Origin of the sequence: Parvularcula lutaonensis (assembly GCF_014651915.1) — a bacterium.
Lineage (GTDB): Bacteria > Pseudomonadota > Alphaproteobacteria > Caulobacterales > Parvularculaceae > Parvularcula > Parvularcula lutaonensis.
Map to the genome: position 1 here is coordinate 42,847 of NZ_BMXU01000002.1, position 25,798 is coordinate 68,644.

At 62.7% G+C, this 25,798-nt stretch carries 25 protein-coding genes and 2 tRNA genes; 12 read left to right on the plus strand and 15 right to left on the minus strand.

The window, feature by feature from the left end:
• Window positions 1-7: 7 nt before the first annotated feature.
• Window positions 8-1,162 (minus strand): efflux RND transporter periplasmic adaptor subunit, encoded by a 1,155-nt coding sequence (locus tag IE053_RS08435; protein ID WP_189574915.1) that lies wholly within the window; start codon window positions 1,160-1,162, stop codon window positions 8-10.
• A 129-nt stretch (window positions 1,163-1,291) separates the two neighbouring features.
• On the opposite strand from IE053_RS08435, the gene IE053_RS08440 reads away from it, so the two are divergent.
• Window positions 1,292-1,897 carry a TetR/AcrR family transcriptional regulator gene (locus IE053_RS08440; protein ID WP_189574917.1) on the plus strand — a complete coding sequence of 202 codons (606 nt, stop codon included), beginning with the start codon at window positions 1,292-1,294 and terminating at the stop codon, window positions 1,895-1,897.
• Here IE053_RS08440 and IE053_RS08445 read toward each other — a convergent pair.
• Both IE053_RS08445 and IE053_RS08450 read right to left on the minus strand, forming a co-directional pair.
• Complete coding sequence (locus IE053_RS08445) at window positions 1,894-2,541, minus strand: glutathione S-transferase family protein (RefSeq protein WP_189574919.1); 648 nt, start codon at window positions 2,539-2,541, stop codon at window positions 1,894-1,896. The genes IE053_RS08440 and IE053_RS08445 overlap by 4 nt on opposite strands.
• Before the next feature lie 27 nt (window positions 2,542-2,568).
• Window positions 2,569-3,336 carry a 3-hydroxyacyl-CoA dehydrogenase gene (locus IE053_RS08450; protein WP_189574921.1) on the minus strand — a complete coding sequence of 256 codons (768 nt, stop codon included), beginning with the start codon at window positions 3,334-3,336 and terminating at the stop codon, window positions 2,569-2,571.
• A 141-nt stretch (window positions 3,337-3,477) separates the two neighbouring features.
• Here IE053_RS08450 and hmgA point away from each other — a divergent pair, with 141 nt between their 5' ends.
• A complete protein-coding gene (hmgA, locus tag IE053_RS08455) occupies window positions 3,478-4,818 on the plus strand; it encodes a homogentisate 1,2-dioxygenase (RefSeq protein WP_189574923.1) in 1,341 nt (446 codons plus the stop codon).
• A gap of 57 nt (window positions 4,819-4,875) precedes the next feature.
• On the opposite strand, the gene IE053_RS08460 is transcribed toward hmgA, so the two are convergent.
• Window positions 4,876-7,497 carry a M14 family zinc carboxypeptidase gene (locus tag IE053_RS08460; RefSeq protein WP_229786149.1) on the minus strand — a complete coding sequence of 874 codons (2,622 nt, stop codon included), beginning with the start codon at window positions 7,495-7,497 and terminating at the stop codon, window positions 4,876-4,878.
• A gap of 111 nt (window positions 7,498-7,608) precedes the next feature.
• Here IE053_RS08460 and IE053_RS08465 point away from each other — a divergent pair, with 111 nt between their 5' ends.
• Window positions 7,609-9,330, plus strand: a complete 1,722-nt coding sequence (locus IE053_RS08465; protein WP_189574926.1) for a solute:sodium symporter family transporter — start codon at window positions 7,609-7,611, stop codon at window positions 9,328-9,330.
• A gap of 51 nt (window positions 9,331-9,381) precedes the next feature.
• Here the strand turns inward: IE053_RS08465 and pulA are convergent, their stop codons facing one another.
• The 4 genes from pulA to cpdR all read right to left on the minus strand — a co-directional run bounded on the left by pulA (window position 9,382) and on the right by cpdR (window position 14,132).
• The gene (gene pulA / locus IE053_RS08470) at window positions 9,382-12,996 is read right to left on the minus strand and encodes a pullulanase-type alpha-1,6-glucosidase (RefSeq protein ID WP_189574928.1); all 3,615 of its coding nucleotides are present in this window, start codon (window positions 12,994-12,996) and stop codon (window positions 9,382-9,384) included.
• 356 nt (window positions 12,997-13,352) lie between these two features.
• A tRNA-Val gene (locus IE053_RS08475) sits at window positions 13,353-13,427 on the minus strand.
• Window positions 13,428-13,470: 43 nt separating this feature from the next.
• Window positions 13,471-13,686 carry a hypothetical protein gene (locus tag IE053_RS08480; RefSeq protein ID WP_189574930.1) on the minus strand — a complete coding sequence of 72 codons (216 nt, stop codon included), beginning with the start codon at window positions 13,684-13,686 and terminating at the stop codon, window positions 13,471-13,473.
• A gap of 86 nt (window positions 13,687-13,772) precedes the next feature.
• Complete coding sequence (cpdR, locus tag IE053_RS08485) at window positions 13,773-14,132, minus strand: cell cycle two-component system response regulator CpdR (RefSeq protein ID WP_189574932.1); 360 nt, start codon at window positions 14,130-14,132, stop codon at window positions 13,773-13,775.
• Between the two features lie 189 nt (window positions 14,133-14,321).
• On the opposite strand from cpdR, the gene IE053_RS08490 reads away from it, so the two are divergent.
• The 8 genes from IE053_RS08490 (at window position 14,322) to IE053_RS08525 (ending at window position 20,861) form a co-directional block, all read left to right on the plus strand.
• A complete protein-coding gene (locus IE053_RS08490) occupies window positions 14,322-15,194 on the plus strand; it encodes an N-formylglutamate amidohydrolase (protein ID WP_189574934.1) in 873 nt (290 codons plus the stop codon).
• A 312-nt stretch (window positions 15,195-15,506) separates the two neighbouring features.
• Complete coding sequence (locus IE053_RS08495; protein ID WP_229786150.1) at window positions 15,507-16,706, plus strand: glycosyltransferase family 4 protein; 1,200 nt, start codon at window positions 15,507-15,509, stop codon at window positions 16,704-16,706.
• 70 nt (window positions 16,707-16,776) lie between these two features.
• Window positions 16,777-17,853, plus strand: coding sequence for a phosphate acyltransferase PlsX (plsX, locus tag IE053_RS08500; protein WP_189574936.1), 1,077 nt, complete (start codon window positions 16,777-16,779; stop codon window positions 17,851-17,853).
• A complete protein-coding gene (locus tag IE053_RS08505; protein WP_189574938.1) occupies window positions 17,850-18,809 on the plus strand; it encodes a beta-ketoacyl-ACP synthase III in 960 nt (319 codons plus the stop codon). Before plsX ends, IE053_RS08505 begins: the two co-directional genes overlap by 4 nt.
• 80 nt (window positions 18,810-18,889) lie before the next feature.
• Window positions 18,890-19,201: an integration host factor subunit alpha gene (locus tag IE053_RS08510; RefSeq protein ID WP_189574940.1), complete on the plus strand. Its 312-nt coding sequence runs from the start codon at window positions 18,890-18,892 to the stop codon at window positions 19,199-19,201.
• A complete protein-coding gene (locus tag IE053_RS08515) occupies window positions 19,198-19,596 on the plus strand; it encodes a MerR family transcriptional regulator (RefSeq protein WP_229786151.1) in 399 nt (132 codons plus the stop codon). Before IE053_RS08510 ends, IE053_RS08515 begins: the two co-directional genes overlap by 4 nt.
• A gap of 137 nt (window positions 19,597-19,733) precedes the next feature.
• On the plus strand, window positions 19,734-20,720 hold the full coding sequence (locus IE053_RS08520; protein ID WP_189574943.1) for a LysM peptidoglycan-binding domain-containing protein: 987 nt from the start codon (window positions 19,734-19,736) through the stop codon (window positions 20,718-20,720).
• Window positions 20,721-20,784: 64 nt separating this feature from the next.
• Window positions 20,785-20,861, plus strand: a tRNA-Pro gene (locus IE053_RS08525).
• 34 nt (window positions 20,862-20,895) lie between these two features.
• Here IE053_RS08525 and IE053_RS08530 read toward each other — a convergent pair.
• Both IE053_RS08530 and IE053_RS08535 read right to left on the minus strand, forming a co-directional pair.
• A complete protein-coding gene (locus IE053_RS08530; protein WP_189574945.1) occupies window positions 20,896-21,402 on the minus strand; it encodes a YceD family protein in 507 nt (168 codons plus the stop codon).
• 1 nt (window position 21,403) lies between these two features.
• A complete protein-coding gene (locus IE053_RS08535; RefSeq protein WP_189574947.1) occupies window positions 21,404-21,958 on the minus strand; it encodes a ubiquinol-cytochrome C chaperone family protein in 555 nt (184 codons plus the stop codon).
• A 145-nt stretch (window positions 21,959-22,103) separates the two neighbouring features.
• Between IE053_RS08535 and IE053_RS08540 the strand changes: the two genes are divergently transcribed.
• Window positions 22,104-22,577: an outer membrane protein assembly factor BamE gene (locus IE053_RS08540; protein WP_189574949.1), complete on the plus strand. Its 474-nt coding sequence runs from the start codon at window positions 22,104-22,106 to the stop codon at window positions 22,575-22,577.
• On the opposite strand, the gene IE053_RS08545 is transcribed toward IE053_RS08540, so the two are convergent.
• The 5 genes from IE053_RS08545 to lipA form a co-directional block, all read right to left on the minus strand.
• Window positions 22,571-23,281, minus strand: a complete 711-nt coding sequence (locus IE053_RS08545) for a hypothetical protein (RefSeq protein ID WP_189574950.1) — start codon at window positions 23,279-23,281, stop codon at window positions 22,571-22,573. The two genes, IE053_RS08540 and IE053_RS08545, sit on opposite strands and share 7 nt — an antisense overlap.
• A 94-nt stretch (window positions 23,282-23,375) precedes the next feature.
• Window positions 23,376-23,861, minus strand: a complete 486-nt coding sequence (locus IE053_RS08550; RefSeq protein ID WP_229786152.1) for a DUF2852 domain-containing protein — start codon at window positions 23,859-23,861, stop codon at window positions 23,376-23,378.
• A 115-nt stretch (window positions 23,862-23,976) separates the two neighbouring features.
• Window positions 23,977-24,429 (minus strand): type II toxin-antitoxin system RatA family toxin, encoded by a 453-nt coding sequence (locus IE053_RS08555; protein WP_189574952.1) that lies wholly within the window; start codon window positions 24,427-24,429, stop codon window positions 23,977-23,979.
• Complete coding sequence (locus tag IE053_RS08560; protein WP_189574954.1) at window positions 24,426-24,824, minus strand: hypothetical protein; 399 nt, start codon at window positions 24,822-24,824, stop codon at window positions 24,426-24,428. The genes IE053_RS08555 and IE053_RS08560 overlap by 4 nt, the downstream gene beginning before the upstream one ends.
• Before the next feature lie 10 nt (window positions 24,825-24,834).
• A complete protein-coding gene (gene lipA, locus IE053_RS08565) occupies window positions 24,835-25,791 on the minus strand; it encodes a lipoyl synthase (protein WP_189574956.1) in 957 nt (318 codons plus the stop codon).
• Between the last annotated feature and the right edge of the window lie 7 nt (window positions 25,792-25,798).

Consider the following 25,798-nt stretch of genomic DNA (forward strand, 5'->3'; position numbering starts at 1 on the left):
CCGTTTCCTACCTGACCGTCGAAGCAGCAGCGGACGTAGCCATTTCGCCCGCATTCACCGTCACCACCCGGACTTTCTGTCCGCGGACAAACCGGAAGGTCGAGCTGGAAACCACCCTGTCGCCATCGTCAAGGGTCCCCGTGACGAAGGCGCGGTCATCGCTCAGGGAGAGGATCTCGACGTCCTTCCGGCGGATCGTCTCGTCACTGTCAACGACGTAGACAGACCAGAGGCCGCGGTAACCCTCCTGCAGTGCGGCTATCGGCACCCAGGCACCGCGTCCCCTTCGTTCCGACGATAGCGCCAGCCGGATGAGATTTCCCGGCACCAGTCCGGAATCGTTTGTAATCCGCAGGCGCACGGCCCGGCTGCGCGTCGCCAGGTCGACATCGTCGCTGATACCCTCGACGATGCCCTCCGCCTCAAGATCACCAGAGACAAGAGGATAACGCTCACCAACAACGAGCTGGTCGGCAAGCTCCGTCGGCACACCGACCGTGGCTTCCAGCGCTGCGGCTTCGTTGAGCCTGACCACAGGCTGTCCCGCTGCGACGGTTTCGCCTGCATCGACATAACGGCGTACCACGAAGCCGGAGAACGGCGCTTTGAGGACCGTGTCGTCCGCATCCTCGACAGCCCTTGCAAGACTGCGTTCGCGGAGCCGCACCCGTTCCGCAGCGCTGTTCCTCTCCGCTGTGACGTCGTCCAATTCCTGCGCTGTGGCGAAGCCTTCCTCGACGAGGGTCACCACCCGCGCGAGGGTCGCTTCCGCGCGCTCGAGGATGGCGCGCGCCTCGGAGAGTTGGGCCTCCACCTCCCTGCGACGAAGCTCTATCCGTACGGGATCGAGTTTTGCGAGCGGCGCCCCCCTCTCGACCCGGTCGCCGATTCTGACCAGCACCTCGGCCACCTCGCCCGGAAGCTGGAACCCTGCATCGGCAACCTGCGCCGGCGCAATCCGGCCGGAGAAGAGCCGGCGCTCCTCGAAGCTGTCCTGGTAGCGAGCCTCGAACACCGCCACGGGCAGTGGCTCCGCTGCAACCCCGTCTTCAGCATTTGCGGTGACGACAGCGCGGCCGCCCAGCAGCGCTCCCACGCCAATCGTCGCCGCAGTCGCGAGCCAAAGGGCTCCTCGCCCGGTCGATCTGATGGACCTGCGCATGGCTTGTTTCCTCGGCTTGCGGCCTCACCAGACCGAAATGTGAGGAGTGATATATGACGAATATTGGTTTTTGTCACTAGTTATTCGTCAGAATCTGCTGTAAGCACCGCCGCCGTAAGGAGTGCCCCATTGCCGCGACTGAACCTGACGGAGGAAGAAACCCGGAACCTGATCCTCGACAACGCGGATCGGCTGTTCACGGACATTGGCTATGACAAGACCACGGTTGCGGACATTGCTCGCGCCTGCGGCTTCAGTCCCGCCAATGTGCATCGGGTCCTTGGCACCAAAGGCCAGATCAACCGCGCCATCGCGGAGCGCAAGCTACAGGGCAAGCTGCACGCTGCCCGCACGGAGGCGTGGAAGAAGGAAAGCGCCGCTGAAAGGCTGGAAGAGTTCTTCCGTACCGTGAACAGGCTGACCTATGAGACGTTCACGGAACGCGCGCGGGTTCACGACATGGTTGCTGCAGCGATCGAGGAGCGATGGCAGGAGGTTATCGACTACCGGGTCGGTCTGCTTGCCACGGCTCGGGACATCATCGCCTATGGTGTCGAACGCGGAGAGTTCGATATCCCGGACATCGACGACGCGGCCCAGGTGGTGCACATCATCGGCCTACGGTTCTTCCATCCGCTCTGCGTGGCGGAGCTTGAGGAGGCACCGGACGGCGGAACGCTCGACCAGGCCATCCCCTATATCCTCAGAATGCTTGGTGCAAAGACCACCGGCTAGGCGAAATTCGTCGCTGCGACGCTCTCCCGCGCATTCATTGCCTCCCGCCAGCGCCAGATGTTGGTCTTGTCCTCACCCGGACGTTGACGTGCGACCTTCGAGAAATCGACAGCCACGAGCGCCGTGATATCCGCGGCCGAGAAATGGTCGCCCGCGACATATTCCCTGTCATCAAGACGCTCTTCGAGCACGTCCCAGAAAGCGGCAATCCGCTTGATCCCGCGCTCGACCAGCGCCGGAATCTGGTCGAAATCCACCGGGCCTGTCAGGGCGCGGCCCTTCATCTGCGGCGCGAAGTTCCGCACCACCTCGGCGACGGCAAGAAGGCCTTCGAACTCGCACCGGGTCACCCAGCTCATCACATCCGCCTTCTCGATCGGCGTCGTACCGAGCAGCGGCGGTTCCGGATGGGCAGCCTCGAGCCAGGCAAGGATGCCGTGGTTGTCGGTCAGGACAGTTCCATCGTCGAGCTTCAGCGCAGGCACCGTGCACTGAGGGTTGATGGCACGGAAAGCCTCGCCCATCTGCTCTCCCGAACGCAGGTCGATCTCGATGGTATCGAAATCCAGCCCCTTCTCCAGAAGCGCGATCTTCGCCCGGCGAGGGCTGGGAGCCGTCGAGCAGTCATAGAATGTCAGCGTCATGATCGTCTCCCCGTCCTCGCCAGAATTTTAGCGCGGCTGCATCCGGATGCCGCCATCAACGCGGATGGTCTCGCCGTTCACATAGTTGTTCTCGATGATGAACTTCGCCGTGTGCGCGATTTCGGCAGGGTCGCCGAGACGTTTGGGGAAGAGCGGCTGTTCGCTCAGCGATGCCACGGCCTCTTCCGGCAGGCCCTCGAACAGCGGGGTCTTGATGAGACCCGGCGCGATGGTGTTGCAGCGGATGCCCTCGCGGGCGAGGTCGCGAGCAATTGGCAGGGTCATGCCGACAATGCCGCCCTTGGACGCAGAATAGGCCGCCTGCCCCATCTGGCCTTCAAAGGCAGCGATGGATGCGGTGTTGATGATGACGCCGCGCTGGCCATCAGCATCGGGATCGTTCTTCACCATCGCTGCCGCTGCGAACCGGATCACGTTGAAGGTGCCGACCAGGTTGACATTGATGACCTGCTGGAACGCTTCGAGCGAATGGGGACCGTGCTTGCCGATGACCTTCTGGGCCCAAGCAATGCCGGCGAAGTTCGCAGCGACATGGACGCCGCCAAGCTCGTTCATCGCCTTCTCGACCGCGCCCTCGACGGATTTCTCGTCGGTGACATCGACCATGGCGAAGTGAACGTCGGAACCCAGTTCCTCGGCCAGCGCGTTGCCCTTCTTCTCGTCGCGATCGAGGATCAGGACTTTCGCGCCTGCTTCTGCCAGAAGCCGCGTCGTCGCGCCGCCAAGGCCCGATGCACCACCGGTGATGATTGCGCCCTTGCCTTTGATATCCATCAGTTTCTCCCTTGGGTGTCATTTGTTGTCCGGGGCCATAGCGCGCCTCGCCGCGCGGGGCCACACTTGCCGCCATCGATGCTTGCCTCCGGCAGGGCAGCAAGATAGTTTCATCTGAAACTAATGGCGGAGGACGAAGCGATGACCGAGGAAACCCTTCTCAAAGGCGGCCTGATTTCGGACGCGGGAGGCTCCTACAGCGTCGGTTTCGGCAGCCACCACGCCACGGAAGCCGTGGATGGCGCTCTGCCCATCGGCCGAAACTCGCCCCAGAAGCCGCCTTTCGGTCTCTACGCGGAGCAGCTTTCCGGCACCGCGTTCACCGCGCCATTGGCCCACAACCGGCGCTCCTGGCTCTACCGCATCAGGCCGTCAGTCCTTCACATCAAGGATCTCGAGCCCGCTCCCGGCATCGCGAAGGAACTCCGCACGGCCCCCAATCCCGAGGAGAGCGGCCTTCCCGCAGCCCAGCTCCGCTGGTCACCGGTCGACATGCCGTCCGAAGCCCACGACTTCGTGGACGGCCTCCACACCATCACCACCTGCGGCAGCGCGGCTGAGGGGACAGGCATCGCCTCCCACGTCTTCACCGCGAACCAGCCGATGACGGACCGCATCTTCGTCAACATGGACGGCGAAATGCTGCTCCTGCCGGAAATGGGGTCCATCCGTGTCGTGACAGAGCTTGGCGTCCTCTCGGCATCGGCTGGCGAGGTCATCTGTGTGCCGCGCAACGTCAAGTTCCGTGTCGAGCACGACGGCGAAATCCGCGGCTACATCCTTGAGAATTATGGCCAGGCCCTCACCCTGCCAGAGCGCGGCCCGATCGGCGCGAACAGCCTCGCCAGCCCCCGTGACTTCCTCTACCCCGCGGCCGCCTATGAAGACATTGACAGCGGACGCACATTCGAGCTTGTCGCCAAGTGGTCAGGCAAGATCTACCGCACGGAGCTCGATCACTCGCCGCTCGATGTCGTCGCATGGCACGGCAATCTTGCGCCTTACAAATACGACCTGCGCCGCTTCAACACGATCGGCTCGATCAGTTTCGATCACCCCGACCCGTCGATCTTCACGGTGCTGACGAGCCCGTCAGAGATACCGGGCACCGCGAACTGCGACTTTGTCATTTTCCCGGATCGCTGGCTCGTCATGGAGGAAACCTTCCGTCCGCCTTGGTACCACATTAATGTGATGAGCGAATTCATGGGCCTCGTTTACGGCGTGTACGATGCAAAGCCAGGCGGCTTCGTCCCTGGCGGCATGTCCCTTCACAATGCGGGCCTCCCCCACGGTCCCGATGCCGAGGCCCACAAGGCCGCGACCAACCACGACCTCAGCCCGCAAAAGCTCGAAGGCACCATGGCCTTCATGTTCGAAACCCGCCTCGTCCAGCAACCGACGGCCTTTTCCGGCAGCAAACTCAAGCGGGACACGGACTATGCCAAGTGCTGGGAAGGCTTGCCCCGAGGCTTGAGGTAGCAACCTGCCATTCCGGGGCACTTGAAGAGCGACCCCGGAACGCCAATGCGGCAGAGCCTACTCCTCCACCGCGTAATCACCGGAAGGAGCATCCATCAGGTCGGCGAAGAAGATCGCGTTGAGGAACAGCTTGTTCGTCCCGAGGAACGTCCCCCGGAAGACCGGGTTATCCGCGATAAGCACAATGTTCCCCCGCCCGAGCGGCTGGGCAATCACCGCAGGGGTATCGGCCAGCTCGCCGCGTCGCTTCTCCGAGACATAGCCCGAAAGCAGCACGTCCTCCTTCGGATAGGCCGAAACCACCGCGTAAGGATTGCCCTTCGGCCAGTCGAGCACAGCCGTGGTGTTCCGTAGCGCGGGAAGCATCCGGTCGCCATAGCCGAAGCCCAGCGGATGCGTCGTGTCGAGATCAGTTGCAACGATCGCGCCGCCGATGACATGCTCCGCATCGCGAACGTCCATCTCCGCATAATTGAAGCGCAGCTTTTTCTGATGGTCTGCGTCCTGTTCGTCGGCGGGCTTCTCCCGTTTTCCGGCGTCGAGGAAGGTGTCCTGCGCCCAGTGCGCCGACTGGCGCAGCGCCACGACCGTGCCGCCCTCTTCGCGCACCCATTGCTTCACGCGCTCGGTCGCCGCGTCGCTCAGCGCGACATTGCCGCCGCCGACCATGACGAGATGCGTGTAACGTGACCAGTCAAGACCGCCCAGCTGATCCTTGCGCCGAAGAGTGACAGGCATCCGCATCTCGAAATCGAGCAGGTGCCAGACCTCGCCGGCATCATAGCGCGACAGGCCGTCATCGAACAGGAGAAGAACGCTTGGCTCTTCCACCGGGCGGAAGCTGCCGCCGCCGAGCGAAGCCGTGGCCACGTCACCGGCACCGGAGGTAACGGCGTGGATCTCAACGCCCTCGTCCTGCGCGATCGCCTGCATCATGCGGTGGATGGTTCGCTTACTGACCTCCTGCCGCGCCATCGGCACGAAGACAGCGCCGGCCTCGAAATTCATGAGGCCCTCTTCGCCCCGCACCTCGAACGGCTCCAGCGCCACGCGCACCAGCACGTCCTCCGAAAGCAGGCGATAAAGCGCCTTCGCGGCATTCCTGTCCGTCCACTCGAAGACATAACCATAGCTCGCCTCGGAGGGCCGCGACGCCGTCGGCTTCTCGATCTCGGTCACTTCCGCGCCCAGTAGGTCGGGATTGAACCGGCCAGCATCTTCCCCCCGCGCCACGCGAGACTTGAGCGGAGCGTAGTCCACGTCATAAGCGAGCGGCAGCGTCCATCCGCTGACGTCATAAAAGATGTTTTCCTCGAAATCGGTCACCCGGTCGAAGACACCGCGCACCATCCGATACTGCATCTGGTCCATCGGAACGACGAAGCTCAATGCAGCGGCATAGGTCTTGCCGCCGATCTCGATGTCCTCGGCGAGGCGGTGCACCTTGATGTCGTGACTCTTCAGGAGCTCAAGGAACCGCGTCCGCCGGGTCCGGTCGCCATTGGTCGTGAAGACATAGGCTTTGGTCTGGTCGTCCTCGGCCTCTTTTAGCGCGCTCTGGAAGAAGTTGCGTTGGTAGGCGGCGATCTCCTCCTGCTGGTCCAGCGTTCCCTGGATCGTTGTCAGGGTCGTGCGGAAGTGTGTCCTGATATTGTCCGCATAGGAACGCTCTCCTGACGGGCTTTCGATCGCGCCGCCGCGCGCCGCGCCGACCTCGAACAGGATACCCAGCCCGCCATTGGCCTGCGGATAGGTCGAGCCCTTGCCGATGTAGAAATTGTCGAAACCCTGCTCGGTGAAATAGAGCCGTGCCTCGCTGTCGAGGAACTCCCGGTGCCGGTCGGCGATGTTCTTCGTCAGATCCCGCGCTTCATCAGGGATCAGCGGGTTTTTCCGCTTTGGCTCACCTGGGTGGAAATAGAACGTGGACTGAGAGCCCATCTCGTGGAAGTCACCGGAAACCTGCGGCTTCCATTCCTGCCATTTCGTCGTCCAGGCTTTCGCTTCCGGCTGGGTCAGCAGCAGCCACTGGCGGTTGAGGTCGAACCAGTAGTGGTTCGTCCGCGCCTCGACCCAGAGCTGGTGCTGCGCATGGGCGGGGTCCGTCACCGGCACGACGCTGGAAAAGGTCTCCACATGGTCCGCGCGGCGTGAGTGGCCGTCAGGGTTGAGGATCGCAACGATCAGGATGACGCTCTCATCAAGCTGCCGCTCGACCTCATCACCCTGCGCCGCGGCGAAGTGGTAAAGCGTCGGGATCGAGGCATCCATGCCTGCCGATTCCGCTCCGTGGACGCCATAATTGATCCAGATGATCGACGGCTGGTCGCCCTTCGGTTCCTCGCCGCTCTCGAGCGATGCAAGGTGCCGCTGCTTGATCTCGTCCAGCCGCTCATGGTTCTCGGGCGAGGTTACGGTGAAGAAGAGGATCGGGCGCCGCTCATGGGTGTAGCCGATCGTCTCGACCTTGATCCGGTCGGAGGTTTCCGCCAGCCCGGATAGATAACCCACCAGTTGGTCATGACGCACCGGCTTGTCGCCAAGTCCGTGCCCCAGATATTCGTCCGGGGTCTGCACATCGGCGTCATAGACAATGCCGGGAACCCTGATGTCTTCAATCGGGGCTGCGTGGGCGATACCGATCAGGCTGGCCGAAAGGCCGGCTAGAAGATAACGCATCGGATCGTTCCCTCCGTGTTTTTGCATGGCGACCTTATGGGATCCCGCACCTACCCGGTCAAACGTCACCAGCGGGTGACGGCAGTTGCCAAAGCCCGCTAGGCGGGTGTCATGGACAATGGCGACCTCGTCTTCACCGCCCTCTCCTCCGCCTTCTTCATGGGGCTCGTGGCGTGGATCAGCTATCTCAAGACCCGCGGCGAAGTCGCAACGAAGGACGGCTACTTCCTCGCGGGGCACGGCTTGTCGGCAGGCTTCATCGCAGGCTCTCTCCTCCTGACAAACCTCTCGGCAGAGCAGATGATCGGCCTGAACGGCTCGGCCTATGGCGCGAACCTGTCGAGCATGGGGTGGGAGGTGACAGCCGCCATCGCGTCGATCGCCATGGCGCTCATTTTCCTCCCGAAGTACCTCCGCGGAGCGTTCACGACCCTCCCCGAGTTCCTGAGCGACCGTTTCGACGAGGACGTGCGCAGGCTCTCCGCGCTCCTCTTCATCATCGGTTACGGCCTGGTGACGATCCCGTCGGTCCTCTATTCCGGCTCCCTTGCGGTGATGGCGCTCTTCGACGTGGAAGCCGTCACGGGCCTCGCGAAGTTTCCGGCACTGGTGCTAACGGTCATCGTCATCGGCCTCATCGGGGCAATATATGCAATCTTCGGCGGCCTCCGCGCCGTAGCCATTTCCGATACCTTGAACGGGGTGGGCCTTCTCATCGTCGGGGTCGCCGTGCCCGTCCTCGGCCTCCTCGCCCTCGGCCAGGGCGACATCGTCTCTGGCCTCCGCACCTTGACGCAAGCCGCGCCGGAGAAGCTGAACGCCATCGGCAGCGAGACCGATCCCACACCCTTCGGCACCATCTTCACGGGCATGGTCTTCGCCAATCTCTTCTATTGGTGCACGAACCAATACGTCATCCAGCGCGTGCTCGGCGGCGCGTCACTTAAGGAGAGCCAGAAGGGCGTCCTTCTCGCAGGTTTCTTCAAGGTCATGGTCCCCTTCATGATGATGATCCCCGGCGTCATCGCCTTCCACCTGTACGGTCCGGCTCTGGGGGGCATTGACGAAGCCTATCCGAGGCTCGTCTCCGACGTTTTGCCCAAGGCGTTTTCAGGTTTCTTCCTCGCCGTTCTGCTCGGCGCGGTCTTCAGCTCCTTCAATTCGCTCCTCAACTCCGCTGCCACGCTCTTCACCCTCGACATCTTGGCGCCGCTCAGGAAACGCGAACCGAGCGAAGCCGATCTCATCCACATGGCCAAGATCGCGAGCGTGGTGATCGCCGTCTTCTCCTTCGCCGCCGCCCCCATGCTCAGCTTCGCCGAAGCCGGGCTGTGGCAGGTGATCCGCGTCTTCACGGGCTTCTACAACATCCCAATCATCGCCATTGTCATTGTCGGGATCTTCACCAAGCGCGTCCCGCCCCTCGCGGCAAAGGTGATGATCGGCTTCCACCTCGTCGCCTATGGCCTTCTCCGCTTCGCGCCCTTCACCATTCTCGACATCCATTTCATCCATCAGTACGCGGTTCTCTTCGCCATCGAAGTCGCGCTGATGCTCGCCATCGGCCGTTGGAAGCCTTCCGCCGCGAAGCAGCGCGAGCGCGAGGCAATCATCGACATGACCCCGTGGCGCTTCGCAGGCGAGACCTCCCTTACCCTCGCCTCGGCAGTCGTGCTTCTTTACCTCGTTTTCTCTCCCTTGGGCGCTGCGAGCGAAGTGCCTTTCGGATCAGCGTTCTGGGCCGCAGCCCTCTCCATGCTCGGCATCAATGCAGCCTTCTGGGCGCGCGCTATCGGACGCAAATGGGCTGCTCCAGCATCGACCGACGCATAAAAAAGCCGGGAGATCGCTCTCCCGGCCGAAGTCTGGCAATCCGTAGGCGGCTTATTTTCCGTTCGACGGATTGCCCAGGAAGACCGCAGCCGTCCGGCCGGGAACTTCGAAGCCATGGCCGTCATGCTCTGCGCGGCGGACCACACGGTCGATCGAACTTTTCTGCTCCGGGTGCAGTTCGAATTTGCCGGCCATGGCGAAGGTCTGCGCGTCCGGCGCACCGTTGAAGACCACCACGACCTCGGGGGCCGCAGGATCATCGCCGAGCCCCATGACGATGAGCGCCGGGTTCTGGTTCGGGCCCGTGTTGTAGAAGTGCAGCTTCTGCTTCACTTCGTCTGCCGTCTGCATACGGAATAGCGGATGTGACTTCCGGATCCTCAGGAGTTCACGGAACATCTCCGCGTTCATTTTGATGAGGTCCTCGTCCAGCGCCAGTGAAGGATCGGCCAGCAGCGCCGCCTGCTCGGGCCAATTCGCCTGGTTGTCACCGGCCGGAGGAAGCCCGCGGCCCCAGCCATTGTCGGTGTAGTCATAGCCCAGATGATTGAACCAGTCCCCGGAGTTGTAGCTGTTCCGGTCCATCGACTTCGAGCGTGAGATCTCCTGCCCGGCATGGATGAACGGCACGCCCTGCGCGAACATCACCATTGCCGTGGCAAAGACCTGTGCGCGCACCCGGTCAAGAGGTGTCGCCGACCGGGGCAATTTGTAGGCGTTGATGTCGTATAGCGTTTCGTTGTCGTGGGCAGCGACGTAGTTGATGACCTCCTGCGGGTCGGACGTGTACCCCGCACCCGGATTGCCGAAGTAGTTGATCTGTGAGGCAGGCACCACGTCGCCGAACTGGTTCTCGAAGGTGTAATCCTCGAGCGCACCGGCGAGGCTCAGCCGGATCCAGTCCTTCTGTGCAAGGAGTTCATCCTTCTCGCCCTGGCTGCCCGAATTCACGAAATTCGGGTCGAGGAACAATCCGTTGGCAAAGCCCTGCCGCCTTACGTGGTCGATGCCCGTGTCGAATGGCCCGCCGCCCCGCACGGCATCGCGGATGCGGTCGTTGAAGCTGCCAACGCCCGTATTGTCACCCATGTTGCGCTGGGTCGCCTGGGTGAAGCGCGCATCATTTCCGACCTCTCCAAAGTTCCAGCCCTCACCGTACAGATAGATCGAGGAACCATCGACGCCGTCTTCTTCCAACGTCAGGGCCTGCAATCGGTCACGCGCCTTTTCGATATTCTCTTTCGTGTGGTGACCCATGAGATCGAAGCGGAAGCCATCGACCTTGTAGTCGCGTGCCCAGACTTCGAGGCTGTCGAGCATCAGCTTTTCCATCATCGCGTGCTCGGTCGCGGTGTTGGCGCAACAGCTCGACGTCTCGATGAAACCATCCGCATTCAGACGGTGGTAGTAGTCCGGAACCACCTTGTCGAGCACGGACTTATCGCCCTGCCCGCTTCCGGAAGTGTGGTTGTAGACGACGTCCATCACCGTGCGCAGGCCGAGGCGGTTGAGGCCCGAGACCATGGTCCGGAACTCGCGGATCCGCGCGGGGCCGTCAGGCTCGGTCGAATAGGAACCCTCGGGCACCGTGTAGTGGAACGGGTCATAGCACCAATTGAAGCCGTCCTCGTCGCGGATCTGCGCGATCGCGGCCTGCTGCTGGTCCGAGTCCGGAGGATAGATCGACAGGTCGCCCGGTGTCTTCCATGCCGACTTGTCCTCGGGGATCGTGGCGCAGTCGAAGGCAGGCAGCAGGTGGACATGGGTCAGGCCCGATCTCGCGAGGTTGCGCAGGTGGCGCAGTCCCCTGCCCGCCGGACGGTCAAATGCCATGAAGGTGCCCTTGCGCACGCCCTTCACCTCGGGGTCGCTCATCGAGAAATCCCGGACGTGAAGTTCGTACACCACCGCGTCTTCCGGTGCGGCGAAGGCGGGCTTCTTCAGCTTGTCCCATTTCCTCGGCTTCAGCGATCCGTCGTCCATGTTGACGATCTGCGAGCGCAGGCTGTCCATCGACAGCGACAAGGAATAGGGATCGGTGACCAGATTGGTCTCGACCTGCCCCGTCGAGCGGACAAACACTTCGACCTCGAAGAGGTAGTATTTCCGGTTCCAGCCGGGTGCGCCGACCACGGACCAGTTGCCTGTCGCGTCGTCCCGGACCATCGGCAGCACCTGGCTCGGGCCCTGGCTCTGGTCGGAGCTGTCGAAAAGATGCAGCTTCACATTGTGCGCCGTCGGGGCCCAGAGCCTGATCGTCGGGGTCACGCCGTTCCAGACGACGCCCATATCCTCGTCATTCGCATAAAGATCATCGAGCACGCCCGGGAACTGGATCGCCGTGGCGTCTATCGGCGCCCCCGCCGTATCCGTGGCGCTGAGGACCAGTTGGCCCCGCAGGATGTCATCGATCATCGCGCGGTCGGCACCGGGGATCTGGTAGGTCGGCAAGCCTGTCAGGTGACGGAACTTCTGCGCCTCGGCACCGCTGACCGTTCCCACCGGCGACAGCGTGATGGCCGTGCCGCCCTGCACCCCCGTCTTGGTGATTGTCAGGCCGCCCTGGTCGGCATGATGGATACGGACGGTCGACTCTTGCGGAACGTCCCAGGCGATCACGTCCTCGGCCAGCCAGTAGGCCCTCGCCGTCGACAGGTCTCCCTTCGGAAGATCGCCGCCGACGTCCAGCTCATTGGTCGCCGAGTTGAAGGTGAACACCACCTGGTCGCCATCATTGGCCACAGAGAAGCCGATATTCGCGCCATTGGGCACGCCACCTGCGCCGTAATTCTCGGACCAGCCCTCGCTGACCGCAGCCTTCACCTCGTAGTTGCCTGCTGGGATTTTCCGGGTCGCGAAGGTAAAGAAGCCGTCGCCATCGGGGTCCTGCAGCCATGACTGGAGGCACCATGGCTGCCATTCGCCAGGGCAACCGAGTTCTGACTGGAAGCTGCCCGCCGCGGTGACGATCCGCGAATTTACATTATCCGTCACCCACTTGGTCGCATTGGAGAAATAGAACTTCACGTCCTGCGCGGAGGCGAGGCTCAGGCCGATATTGGCGCCGTCCCGGACCCCTCCCGCACCGTAGTTCTCAGCCCACGAATCATTGAGCGGCGCCTTGTACTCCCAGTCACCCGCCGGGACGCTGAAGGTTTCCTGCCAGACCCCGTCGTCAGGATCGAAGGTCAGGTGCGTCGCGGCGCAATCGGCCTGCCAGTCACCGGGGCAGCCAAGCTCCGACTGCAGGCTGCCGGCGATGGTCACCGCCGCGGGCTCGGGGATCGGCGCATCGCTGGAGATCGTCGTCGTCGCGTGGTCATAGATGAAGGTGACCGTGGTCATGGTCGCCAGCGACATCGGGATGTTCGCACCGTTCGGCGCTCCGCCTGCACCGTAATTCTCCGCCCAACTGTCGTTCAGCGCGACCTTGAATTCATAGGCCCCCGCCGGGACGTCGAAACTCCGGATCCAGACCGATCCGTCGAAGAAAAGCTCCGTGGCCGGGCAGTCAGGCTGCCAGTCTCCTGGGCAGCCAAGCTCGGATTGAAGGCTGCCGACGAGCGCGACACTGCTCGGCTGCTGCGCCGATGCGGCGCCGAGAAGGCCGGCCATAAGCGCGGCTGCGCTGCCGCTCATGCGGCAGACGGATTTGAAGGTAATCATGTGGCGTTTCCCTAGGCGTTTATTCTGGTGGCTTTTTTGTTGTTATGGCCCGACGGTAACGCGCGCGCAAAACCTGTCAACAGGATGTCGCAGGCCGCTGAATAGGCTAATCAATCTGAATCAATAGGAAATCAGGCGCAGCGATGAACGGCTGCGAGGAGGTTTAATCAGTACAGTGAATGCTGACGGAGCAATCCCTCAGCACCAGGACTGCTCGATCAGAGAGCTCGAGGCTGCGCCCGCGGCGCGACCGGACCATTGTCGATGCTGAGAGCTGGGTCGGCAGCTACCGCTGCATTCTTCGCCTTCAAAACCTGCCCGGAGGTCTTGATCCACTCACGCGGACCGGCTGCGAATGGTGGTCGCGACTGGGATCGAACCAGTGACCACTCGCGTGTGAAGCGAGTGCTCTACCGCTGAGCTACGCGACCAGAGCGCCGGCCCTTAGCGTCGGCGCTCCGATGCTGCAAGCGCTTAGGGGCGGTTGACGGCGCCTTCGGAGAAGGTTTTGCACGTAAACCCCTTCGAGGTCACTTCAGCCACATTGCCCGCGCCGCAGGCTTCGATGGCGAGACGCGTACGCTCGGAGAGCGTCGTGCCGTCGTCGTCCCAGTCACCTGCGTCTGTGATGACACAGCCGGACAAGGCGACAGCGGAAAGCGCCGCGAGCGGCAGGGCGAATTTGATCATGGAGTGCCTCCTTACTCTTACCGATATACGATAAGAACGCCTCCGGCCGTCTACAAGGCGCGCAGGCGCAAAAAGTGACCAGGAGGTCAGGCAGCGATCAGGCGGTCCACCTCGTCGACGAGGTCACGCAGGTGGAAGGGCTTCGAGAGCACTTTCGCTTCCTGCGGGGTACGGTTCGCCGGGTTGAGCGCGACGGCGGCGAAGCCTGTGATGAACATGATCTTCATCGCAGGATCGATGTCGGCGGCGCGGCGCGCCAGCTCGATGCCGTCCATCACCGGCATGACGATATCCGTCAGCAGGAGGTCGAATTCGCGAAGCTGCAGTTCCGACAGCGCTTCATCGCCCTGCCCCGCATCGACGACCACATGGCCGGCTCTCTCCAGCGCGCGCTTCAGAAATGCGCGCATCGACTCGTCGTCTTCGGCCAGGAGAATGGCGGCCATCGTTTGTCTTCCTTCTCGTCTACGCGCGCATGATACGTAGACCCTCCTTAATCCCGCGTGAAGCCACGACCTTTCCTCACCCGACAGTGTTCACAGATCGCCGCTCCGGGCGCGACATCGAAGTGACACATTTTTGGGTTCTCACGTCAGGAATCCTTGCTACGTCTAGCGAGAGCTCAGCGGGGCAGCATGGTCGCTCGTATCGTCAAGGACAGCTATCCGGGTCATACCCTCAGCCGCCCGGCCGACTGGCGACAGCCTTTCATCTTCTGCTGTCCCCATTCCGGCCGCGATTATCCGAGGAAGCTGCTCGGTCTCTCGCCGCTTCCCCTCGAAACGCTCCGCCGTTCCGAAGACGCCTATGTCGACCAGCTGATCCCGCAAATGGCGCAGGACCTCGTGCCGGTGCTCGGAGCTTCCTTCCCGCGCCTTTTCGTCGATGTGAACCGCTCGCCGCGGGAGCTTGACCCCCTTCTCTTCTCGGGTCCGCTCGATGATGCGTCGGAAAGCCGGAGCAACCGGGTCGTCGCGGGCTTCGGTGTCATCCCGAAGCTCGCAGCCGATGGCCGCCAGATCTACCCCTCCCGCCTTCCTTCAAGCGAGGCAAAGTCCCGGCTCAAGCACTGCTACCGGCCGTATCACAAGGCCCTTGGAGGGTTGATCGAGGAGGCTCGGCGCCGCTTTCCCAGCGTGCTGGTCGTCGACTGGCACTCGATGCCGTCATCGGCGGGGTCGTCAGGCAGGTTGCCCGACATTGTTCTCGGCGACCTCCACGGCGCCTCCTGCACCGAGGAGCAGGCGAGCCTTTGGGAGGACGCCTTCAGGGCTGAGGATTTCACGGTGACGCGCAACGCGCCCTATGCCGGCGGCTATGTTGCGGCGCACTACGGGCGCCCGGCCGATCGGGTTGGCGTCCTCCAAATCGAAATCAACCGCTCATTGTACATGGACGAGCGCCGTGTCGCGCGAGGACGTGACTTCGCTGCCTTCGCTGCGAGAATCGAGAACGTCATCGACCGGGTTTTGATGTTAAATGCTCCCGCCGCCGTGGCTGCGGAGTAGAAAACTCTAAAGAATCGCAAGGGGTTGCCTTACGGTTTCGAAATCGCTTGCCCGGCGATTCAAAAACTGACAAAAGCTCAAAAAAAAAAAGGCCGCGACCGAAGTCGCGACCAGTCTTAGGGAGGAAACGCCCGGAAGGGCACGTCGACCAAGGGCCGACAGCCATAAAATGGCATCGGCCCTTTCTTTGTGCAAGCTCTTTTTTGCAGTGCACAACAAATCGGCCAAAACACCTCACCCCCTCGGGGCTTTCAGCCGGGCCTGCTTCAGCCGTGTGGTGACACGGGACCGCAGTCAGTTTAATGCGCCAGCATGAGCACTGAGCCCACCAGCACCGCGTCCGCCGACCCGAGCGGACGCCTCCAGAACCTCGGCCGCAAGGTCCGCAATATCTCCAAGCCGAAGCGGAAATTCGAAATGCCGAATTCCCAGAGCGGCCTGAAGATCGTGATCGCCACCGATGCGTGGAAACCGCAGCTCAACGGGGTTGTCACCACGCTCGATACGCTGGGCAACATCCTCAAGAGTTTCGGCAACGAAGTTCTCTACATCACCCCGCAGGATTTCCACTCGGTCCCGATGCCGAGCTACCCGGAAATCCGCCTGTCGCTCTTCCCGAACCGGAAGGTCGCCTCGATGATCAACGCTTTCCAGCCGGACGCGATCCACATCGCGACGGAAGGCCCGATCGGCCGTGCCACGCGGCGCTTCTGCAAGCGGCGGAAATTCCCGTTCACCACGAGCTTTCACACCCGCTTCCCCGAATACGCCTATGACCGGATCCGGTTTCCGATCGACTGGGGCTACGCGCTGCTGCGTGACTTCCACAATGACGCGGAGACCTTGATGGTGGCCACGCCGGGCCTGATGGAGGAACTCGAAGCCAAGGGCTTCAAGAACATGAAGCTTTGGGCCCGCGGCGTGGACACGAAGAAGTTCCGGCCGATGGAAACGAATGTCTATGACGGCCTTCCTCGCCCGATCATGACCTATGTCGGCCGCTTCGCCGTCGAAAAGTCGCTCGAGGATTTCCTCGACCTCGACCTCCCCGGCACCAAGGTGATGGTGGGCCATGGCCCCCAGGAAGAAGAGCTCAAGGCCAAGTACAAGGACAAGAACGTCCACTGGGCCGGCACCCATTACGATGAGGACCTGGTGAAACACTTCGCGGGCTCGGACGTCTTCGTGTTCCCCTCGCGCACCGACACCTTCGGCCTCGTCAATGTCGAGGCCTTGGCATGCGGCGTACCGGTGGCCGCCTATCCCGTCCGTGGGCCGCTCGAGATCCTTGGCGATGCTCCGGAGGGCTGCGGCTGCATGCATGAAGACCTCAAGGTCGCCATCGAAACCGCGCTCGAGAAAAGAGACCCCGAGGCATGCCGTGCGCACGCCATGAAGTTCTCCTGGGAGGAAGGCGCCAAGCAGTTCATCGCCAATCTCGAGATACCGGGCTTTGACAAGGAATGGTGGCTGCGCTCGGCCAAGATGGCTGATGACGCGATCCTGCCCTGAGGCGGACACGAAACAAGACTGGGGCTGCGCCTGTTCGGAAATGCGGGCGCAAGAGGATAAAGGGCCTGACATGGCAATGCAGATGGACCGCACCGCGCTGACGCTCGCCGTCGACGTGATGGGCGGCGACAAAGGGCCGAAAGAAGTGATCCATGGCGCCCAGATCGCGGTGAACCGCGGCCTGCAGGCCAAGCTCCTTCTCGTCGGTCGCGAAAACATCATCGAGGAAGCGCTGGCGGAGCACCCGATCGGTGACCATCCTGTCGAGATCCAGCACGCCGATGGCGTCGTCGCCATGGACGACAAGCCAGCCCGCGCCCTGCGCCGCAGCAAGGACAGCTCCATGTGGGGCGCCGTCGCGTCAGTGAAGGAAGGGCGCGCGGACGGTGTCATTTCCTGCGGCAACACGGGCGCGCTGATGGCGATCTCGCGCCTCCAGCTGCGCATGATCGAGGGCATCGATCGCCCTGCTGCTTCCGCGCTCTGGCCCAGCCGCTCGGGCAAGGCCGTGGTGCTCGATGTCGGCGCTAATGTCGAAGTCACCGCAGAGCAGCTCGTCCAGTTCGCGATCATGGGCGAGGCTTACTACCGTGCACTGACGGAAAAGGAGCGTCCGGTCGTCGGCCTGCTGAACGTCGGCGAGGAAGACCTCAAGGGCAATACGCTGATCCGCAACGCCGCCAAGATCCTGCGCGAAGCGGACCCGGAGATGGCCTTCTGCGGCTTCGTCGAAGGCAACGACATCTCCTCGGGTGAGGTTGATGTCGTCGTCACCGATGGCTTCACCGGCAACATCGCACTGAAAACAGCCGAGGGGACCGCCCGGCTTGTCGGGGCATGGGTCAAGGAAGCGTTGACCTCGAACCTGATGGCCAAGGCCGGGGCGGCATTGATGATGCCGTCGCTCAAGAAGCTCAAGACGCGCATGGACCCTGCCTCCGTGAACGGAGCGCCGCTCCTTGGCCTTGGCGGGCTCGTCGTGAAGAGCCATGGCGGTGCCGAGGCGGAGGGTATCTGCTCGGCCCTGATGACCACGGAAGAACTCGCGGCGCACCCCTTCCTCGACGCCATCGCCAAAACCGTGGCCAGCGTGAACGACCGCGCCAAGTCGGTCGACGTCGAAGACATCGCGGCCGCTGCGGAATGACGCGCGCTGTCCTCCTCGGGGTCGGCAGCGCCCTCCCCGCCCGCGTCGTCAGCAACGACGAACTCGCCGAGAAGATCGACACGTCGGATGAATGGATCCGTGAACGGACCGGTATTCGCCAGCGCTACATCGCTGATGAAAGCGAGACCACCGTCAGCCTTGGCACCGAAGCCGCGCGCAAGGCTCTCGATGATGCGGGCCTCGACGCGGGCGACATCGACCTCATCGTCCTCGCAACGGCGACACCCAACAACACCTTCCCCGCCAGTGCAGCGCTGATCCAGAGGGAGCTTGGTATCCGGAACGGTGCCGCTTTCGACGTGCAGGCCGTCTGCTCGGGCTTTCTCTACGCCCTGTCCCTGACCGCGAGCCTCCTCGAAACCGGGCAGCACAAGCGCGCGCTCGTGATTGGTGCGGAGACCTTCTCCCGCATTCTCGACTGGGAAGACCGCCGCACCTGCGTCCTCTTCGGCGACGGCGCAGGCGCCTTTGTCCTCGAGGCGCAGGAAACCGATGATCGCGGCGTCCTCGCATCGGTCATGCGCTGCGACGGCAGCCTCTCCGACATCCTCTATGTCGATGGCGGTCCCTCCTCGACCCAGACGACGGGCTACCTCCGCATGGATGGCCCGAAGGTGTTCAAGGAGGCCGTCAGCCGAATCAGCGGCGCGATTGTCGAATGCGCAGAGGGTGCAGGGGTGGCGATTCCCGACATTGACTGGTTCGTCCCCCACCAGGCCAACCAGCGAATTCTCGTGGGCGTCGCGAAAAAGCTGAAACTCGACGAGAGCCGGGTCATCTCGACCGTTGCGGAACACGCAAACACTTCAGCGGCTTCCATCCCTCTCGCCTTCGACCGGGCCTGGCGCGATGGCCGGATCGGCCGCGGCGAGCTCTGTATGCTCGAAGGAATGGGCGGCGGCCTCACTTGGGGCGCAGTCCTGCTCCGTACCTAAATTTTGAACATATGATATGACGTGCTACCGAGTCGGTGAAAAGGGCGATCCCCCGCCCTGATACCGAGTGGATGAACACCATGTCCCGTACGCGAACCCGTGCCGACCTGACTGACGCCGTCCACCGCCACGTGGGCCTCTCCCGATCGGAGTCGGCTTCGTTCGTGGAGAGCCTTCTCGGACACATCACCGAACGTCTCGAGAGTGGCGAGACCGTCAAGCTTTCGAGCTTCGGCACCTTCCAGATCCGCTCGAAGAACGAGCGGATGGGCCGGAACCCGAAGACCGGCGAAGAAGTCCCCATTACCCCCCGGAGGGTACTGACCTTCCGAGCGAGTCATGTTCTCAAGGACAAGATCAACGAGTGCATGCGCGAACGGGGCGGTGAATGACAAAGATCACGAAGGAACCTACGGCCTTCCGGACCATCTCGGAGGCTTCCGAGGAGCTCGGCGTTGCCCAGCACGTGCTCCGGCACTGGGAGGACGTTTTCTCCCCGGTCAGGCCGATGCGCCGCGCGGGCGGACGCAGGCTCTACCGGGTGCAGGACATCGAGCTGCTGCGGGGCATCAAGCGCCTGCTCCACGAAGAGGGCTACACCACCAAGGGCGTCCAGAAGATCCTGAAGTCCGACGGCGCCGACCACGTGGCGGCAATCGGCAGGGGTGACGTCGCGCCCTCCTCCGCCGGGACCGCAGACGCCAACACGTCCGAGCTCCTGAAGGAACTCGAAGGTCTCCTTGCCGACGTGAAGAGCGCCCGGAACGTCATCAGCAAGCTGGTCTGATCACGTCCGGCTGAGCGCCCTCGCTTTTTGTTCACGAGCGCTAAAGCGCACCGTTTCGTGTGTTCCATTCCGGAACGCGCGCGGTGCCCTGTTCGTTTTCCTGTCAGACGTTGTTCCTCATGGAAGGAGCCTGACAAATGAAGAACGGACGATTACTGACGCTTTCCATCCTCAGCAGCACCGCGCTCAGCGCCTGCGCAAGCGACTACGACCCGTACGGGCGCTACGGCGCAGAAATCCCCGTGACGCGTGCGGCATCGGTCCAGACCTATGACCGCTACAGCCGCTACGACGATGTGAGCCCGTATGAAGTGGCGAACGTCCGGGACGATTATCGCGGCATTGCGGGAGCGCGGTATGCCCACACCGTTTTCGACGATGTGACCGCCGAGCGTTTCGACGGCGATTGCGAGCCCGTCGTGACGGTGGCCTATGGCGACACGGTCAGCGACATTGCGGAATATTGCGACACCACCGTCGCCGCGATCATGGCAGCGAATCCGTCGCTGTCCAACCCGCATGCCCTTCGTGTCGGCCAGACCCTCCGTATTCCGAATATTCGCGGCTCTGTCTATGAAGGCCAGCGCTTCTCCCCCGCCCCTGCCCGTGTGGCTTCCGTCACACCGAGGGTTGAGACTTACGCCAGTCCGGCTGTGGCCCCGACCACCGACCGGCTGATCGACACACCGCCAATCACGACGGCGACGAATGTCGTCACCCGTGCCACGCCCCCGGCCAGCGCGCCTGTAGTCATCTATATCAACAGCAATCCCGCCCCTGCCAGCGCGCAGGGTACGGCCGTCATCACCGTCGACACCAATGCTCCGCATACGATCCGTCAGGATGACTACCGCGCGCCGACGGTCACGACCGGCGGCAGCTACCGCTTGGTCAGCGGCACGGGCCAACTCGAACAGCCCTTGGGAACGGTCCCGGCTGGCTCGACCGTCCATTACCGGACAAGCCTGCCCAAGGATGCGGCCTATGAAGACCTCGGCACGGCCTGCATGGAAGAGCGCCCTGATGGCGCGCGGATCTTCTCCGTGTCCACCAGCCTCGCAGGCCCTGCCTGCGGCAACGCCCGCCCGGTCAGGCTCTACAAATCGGCCAGCATTCCGAAGTAGCGAGAACGACCTTGCCGCCTCGGGAACAGGGTGTTATTGCCCTGCTCCCGCCTAGGCGGACGGTCGGAGTGTAGCGCAGCCTGGTAGCGCACTTTACTGGGGGTGAAGGGGTCGTCGGTTCGAATCCGGCCACTCCGACCATTTTCTCGCCGCGCGGCGAAATCCTTCTTCAGCCCTATTCCTTCAGCCCCTTGAGCACGTCGAAGGGTGAGCTTTCCTTGCCTGCTCCCGGATCCTTCGGCGCCTCGGCGCCTTCCTTCCTCGGGTGCGGGTCCATGGCCAACACGAGCTGTTCGAGCAGCACATCGCCAAGGTCGATGTGATCGCCCTTCAAAGGCTCCGGCGCGTCGAGATCGGCCTCGACCTCCTCTTCTTCGGTTTCCGAGAACTCGGTGGTGAAATCGACCGCGAAGTTCTCGGCGATGGTTTCGCGCATCGGCTCGAGGCTGACGACGCAGGTCCGCCCAAGCTCCGCTTCGATGCTCCCCGCCACGCGCACCAGCGAGCCATGGCGCGTCACATCCATATCGCCCTTCAAGGCGATGACATCGGTGACGTCGTAGCGCTCGGCCAGCAGCCTGCGGTCAGCCTCACTGGCCGTGATCGAGACATGCTTCGCGTCACTGTCGAGATCCGAGAGCGCGATGGGGTGGTGGATGCTTTCGAGTTCGTCCGTGGTCATTTCATTCTTCCGTGTTCTGGACGGGCGGGAAATGCACCTGTCCCGACATGATGTCGCTGATCGGCTGCGCGTCCAGCGCGGCATCAGCTCGGCGCACATAATCGGCCAGTCTCGGCGCCGCCGGCGCTTCAGGATCGCCATAGACGTTGCGTCCCAGCGCCGTCTCCAGCGGCTCCTCGCCATCGAGCGCCTTTTCATAGGCCAAAGCGCGACCGAAGAACGCTTCGGCATACTCCCGGACCTTCTTGCCGACCTTGAGGTCGCCAACGCCCATCTCGCGCAGCGTGTCATCCACATCGCGGAACATGACATCGAACAGGAGCTGCGCAAACTTCGCCGTCCCCTGTTTTTCGGTCTTCAGGCGGCGCAGCACCATGATGACGTGCAGGCTGAGAAGGTCATAGCGGCCTTCCGGTGTATCTGGGACATCGAGATCCGCGTAGAATTCGGGCCGTCGCGCAGCCTCCGCGACCGCGACATAGAGTTCGTGCGCCCTGCGTCGCGGGGTATCCTGCCCGAAAAACCGGCTCGCCAGCTCTTTTGCGCGTTCAAACATAGAAAACCGCCAGTTCCGAAGGGCCTTGGCCCATAGGCGAAGCCCGGGGCGCGGGAAAGGTTCCCGGCGAGGTTTTCAAGCTTCTCATCAGGCAGATCCATTTGGGAGATTGACCGCTGGCAGGGTTCTGGCAATCAAGAAGGCCATGAAACGTGTCATTGTCCCAGCTCTCATCGCTGCCATGGTCTTGTCCGGCTGCGTCTCGACCCGCTCCCAGCACGGCTACATCGTGGAACTCGGTGAAAGCGGTCTGGATGCGATTCCCGGTATCGACAGCAAGGAGTCGGTCCTGGCGCGCTTCGGCGAACCGTCCGTCCGGCCTCCGCTGAACGACGACACTTGGTACTACATCAGCCACAAGACCAATGCCCGCGCCTTTTTCCGGACGCAGGTCTACGAACGGAACATCGTGGCGTTCAAGTTCGATGAGGACGGCATGGTTTCCGAGGTCGAGAGCTTCAACCTTGCAGACGGGACCGATATTGACATTGTCGACCGCGTGACCGCGACCCGCGGCAAGGAGCTGAACTTCTTCGAACAGCTCCTCGGCGGCGTCGGGCAGGTTGGCGTGCCCGGACAGCAGGGTGGCCCTGGGACCCCAGGCCAAGGACCTCAATAAGGCGCCGTCGGCTCCTCGGCTTCATCGAGGTCATCGATCGGCACGACAATGATCGCCTCCGGTCCGTCGTCAGCGTCCGGCTCTTCGACCACGATCACCTCGTCCACGGCCGGAACAGCGTTCTGCTGCACGAGCGAGCCTGCCTCCTCGGTCATCTTCGCTTTGCGCGCAGCTTCTAGCAGCTCCCGCTCGGCTTCACTGGCACGCTCGGCGGCACGGCGCGCCTCGAGTTTCGACTTCTCGACGCTCGCAACCATCATCGCCGCTTCCTCGGCTTCTTCGGCAAGGCGCTCGGCTTCACGCAGCCGCGCCTTCAGCTCCGCGGCGTAGCTCCGCATCAGGGCCGCGGTGCGCTCGGCATTCTGCGCGGCGATCACCGTGGTCGCGCGGGAGGCGGCGGCGGCAGAGTTCGTGGCGACGAGGGTAGAAACAGTCCCGGCAGCTTTGTAGGCCCGGTCTGATGCCCGTTCGAGTTCGGCAGCCAACTCTTCGGCCCTCTTGGCATTTCTCAGCGCGTCATCAAGCACTGCATCAAGATTTCGGACGGCATCGGCACCTGTGTCCGCCACCTTCGCACTGCCTGCCAGGCCGTCCGGTACGCCGCTGTCCACGAACACGTCGCGGCCGCTCACCGAGTTGAGTATGAGCCATCCCACGAAACCAAGGACACCGAAGAACAACAGGCTTCCAAAGAGCTTTCCCATGATCGCACTCCTTCTGCGACACCTGGAAAAGAAACGGCGGGGCGAGAGGGTTCGTTCCTCCGCTCCGCCGCGCGCTAAGCTCTTGGGATAATTGTTACGAGCTCATGGTGCCCGGGTTGTCGCCCGTCGTGGTCGCCGCCGCCCTGCTGGTCTCCCAGGCGCGCTTGAAGTTGTCGAACTCCTCGCGGTCTTTCGCCATGCGCAGGTCCCTCATGTGCTGCTCGAAGGCATCGCGCGCTTCGTCCAGCTTGCGTTTCTCTTCCCGGAGACGTTCGAGTTCCGCGTCACGCCACTCGTCAAAGGCCATGTTGCCGGAGCTCGACGTCCGGCTCGAACGCCACTTGCAGCCATGGCTGGCGCGGCGGACACTCGATTTCGCCTTGCCCCAGTTAGAGAAGTCGAGGCCCATCTCACGGCCGTACATCATGTATACAATGGCAGCGAGACCAAGCGGCCAAAGACCGACCGCAAAGAAAAGGATCATCAGACCAATATTAACTGGCGTCCACGCAGGACGCAGCTGGTGCTGGAAAGTCTTCTCGTCGAACATCTTGTCCGCAGTTGTCGTTCGGTCAGTCAAAGTCGCCTCCTCGTCTGGTGAGGCCCATTCGCCTCAGCCATTAACAGATGGGTACGTTATCGAGGAACGGCAAGGGAACGTTCGTCGTTTTTCGACAAAATTCCCGGAAAGCGTGTTAAGAGACAGGCTCGTAGCGCTCGTGCGCCTCGTCGATGAAGGCACCTGACAGCTTCTTGAACCCATGGTCCACGAAGCGCGACGCCGCAGCCTGCATCAGCCTGTTCCTGAAGGCGAATGTCAGCTTGAAATCGACCACGCAGCCCTTCGGGTGCTCCTCGAACTTCCAATTGTTGGTCAGGTCTTGGAGCGGGCCCTTGATGTAGCGGACATCGATCGTCTTCGCCGCCCGGTCCGCCGTCACCCGCGAGCGGAACGTTTCGCGAAACACCGCATATTTCACCGCCATATCCGCGACCAGCACGCCCGAACCATCGGTCGTGTGGTCCTCCCGCACCCGCAGCGCCTCCACCCAGGGGATGAACTTCGGATAGTCCTCCACCCGCATGACCAGGTCGAACATCTGCTCAGGCCGGAACGGAACAACGACACGCTCGTGGTGCTGGTTCATTCTTCGAGCACCTTTGCGGAAATCGTCGGGGTACCCAGCCTCACCGCGGCATACGCCATGACCAGGGGCATCGCTAAGAAACCAAGCGGGAAGCCACCCAAGAAGAAAACGACCATGCCAATGGCGATAGCAATTACAGGATGGAGCTCAGCGATAAGACTCAACCCCCTCGGAGAATTGAGGCGGCCCGCCAGTTTGACGGTTTGTTCTCCCGGGGGGAGCTTTACGCTCTCCGACCGGCCCTCGAACGTTATAAACGACACTTTATCCATGCCAGCCGGAAGGGTCACCTGAACCGAGGGTGCCGTCTGAGCGATCATCTGGTCCGCTCCGGTCAGCATCACTGTCTCGGAAAGCATGAAATGGCTGGCGGACGAGCCGCGCTTGATCCGCATAAACAATTTCTCAGCCCCGCTTCGCCTCGCGCGCGGCCTTCATCTCGGCGAAGTCGGCGTCGGCGTGATAGCTGGAGCGGGTGAGCGGGCTGGCGGAGACCATCAGGAAGCCCTTCGCGCGCGCGAGGACCTCATAGCTCTTGAACTCCTCGGGCGTGACGAAACGTTCGACCGGGGCGTGCTTGCGGGTCGGCTGGAGATACTGACCGATCGTCAGGAAATCGATGCCGGCCGAACGCATGTCGTCCATGACCTGCATCACCTCTTCCTTGCTCTCGCCGAGGCCGACCATCAGGCCGGACTTGGTGAACTGATGAGGTGCGCGCTCCTTTACCCGCTCGAGCAGGCGCATGGAGTGGTAGTACCGCGCGCCGGGGCGGATCGAGAGGTAAAGCCGCGGCACGGTCTCGAGGTTGTGGTTGAAGACGTCAGGCCCCGCGTCGATCACCTTGTCGAGGGCCCAGGCAGGCTTCCGCAAGAAGTCCGGCGTCAGGATCTCGATCGTCGTCCCCGGCGAGGCCGCACGGATCGCTTCGATCACATCGACAAAATGCTGCGCACCGCCATCTTCGAGATCGTCACGGTCCACCGACGTGATGACCACGTGGTTGAGGCCCATCTCGGCCACGGCCTCGGCCACCCGGCGCGGCTCGTCGGTATCGACCGCTCCCGGCAGGCCCGTCCGCACATTGCAGAAGGCGCAGGCGCGGGTGCAGATCTCTCCCAAGATCATCATCGTCGCGTGCTTCTTGTCCCAGCACTCGCCGATATTCGGACAGGCCGCCTCTTCGCAGACGGTGACCAGCCCCTTGGATTTCACGATCTCACGGGTCTCGGCATAGCCTTTCGACACCGGCGCCTTGACGCGGATCCACTCCGGCTTGCGCTGGATGGGGCTGTCAGGGCGCTTCTGCTTCTCCGGGTGGCGGAGCGCAGGGCGGTTTTCGATGTCGATTAGCGTGGCCATAGCCGGC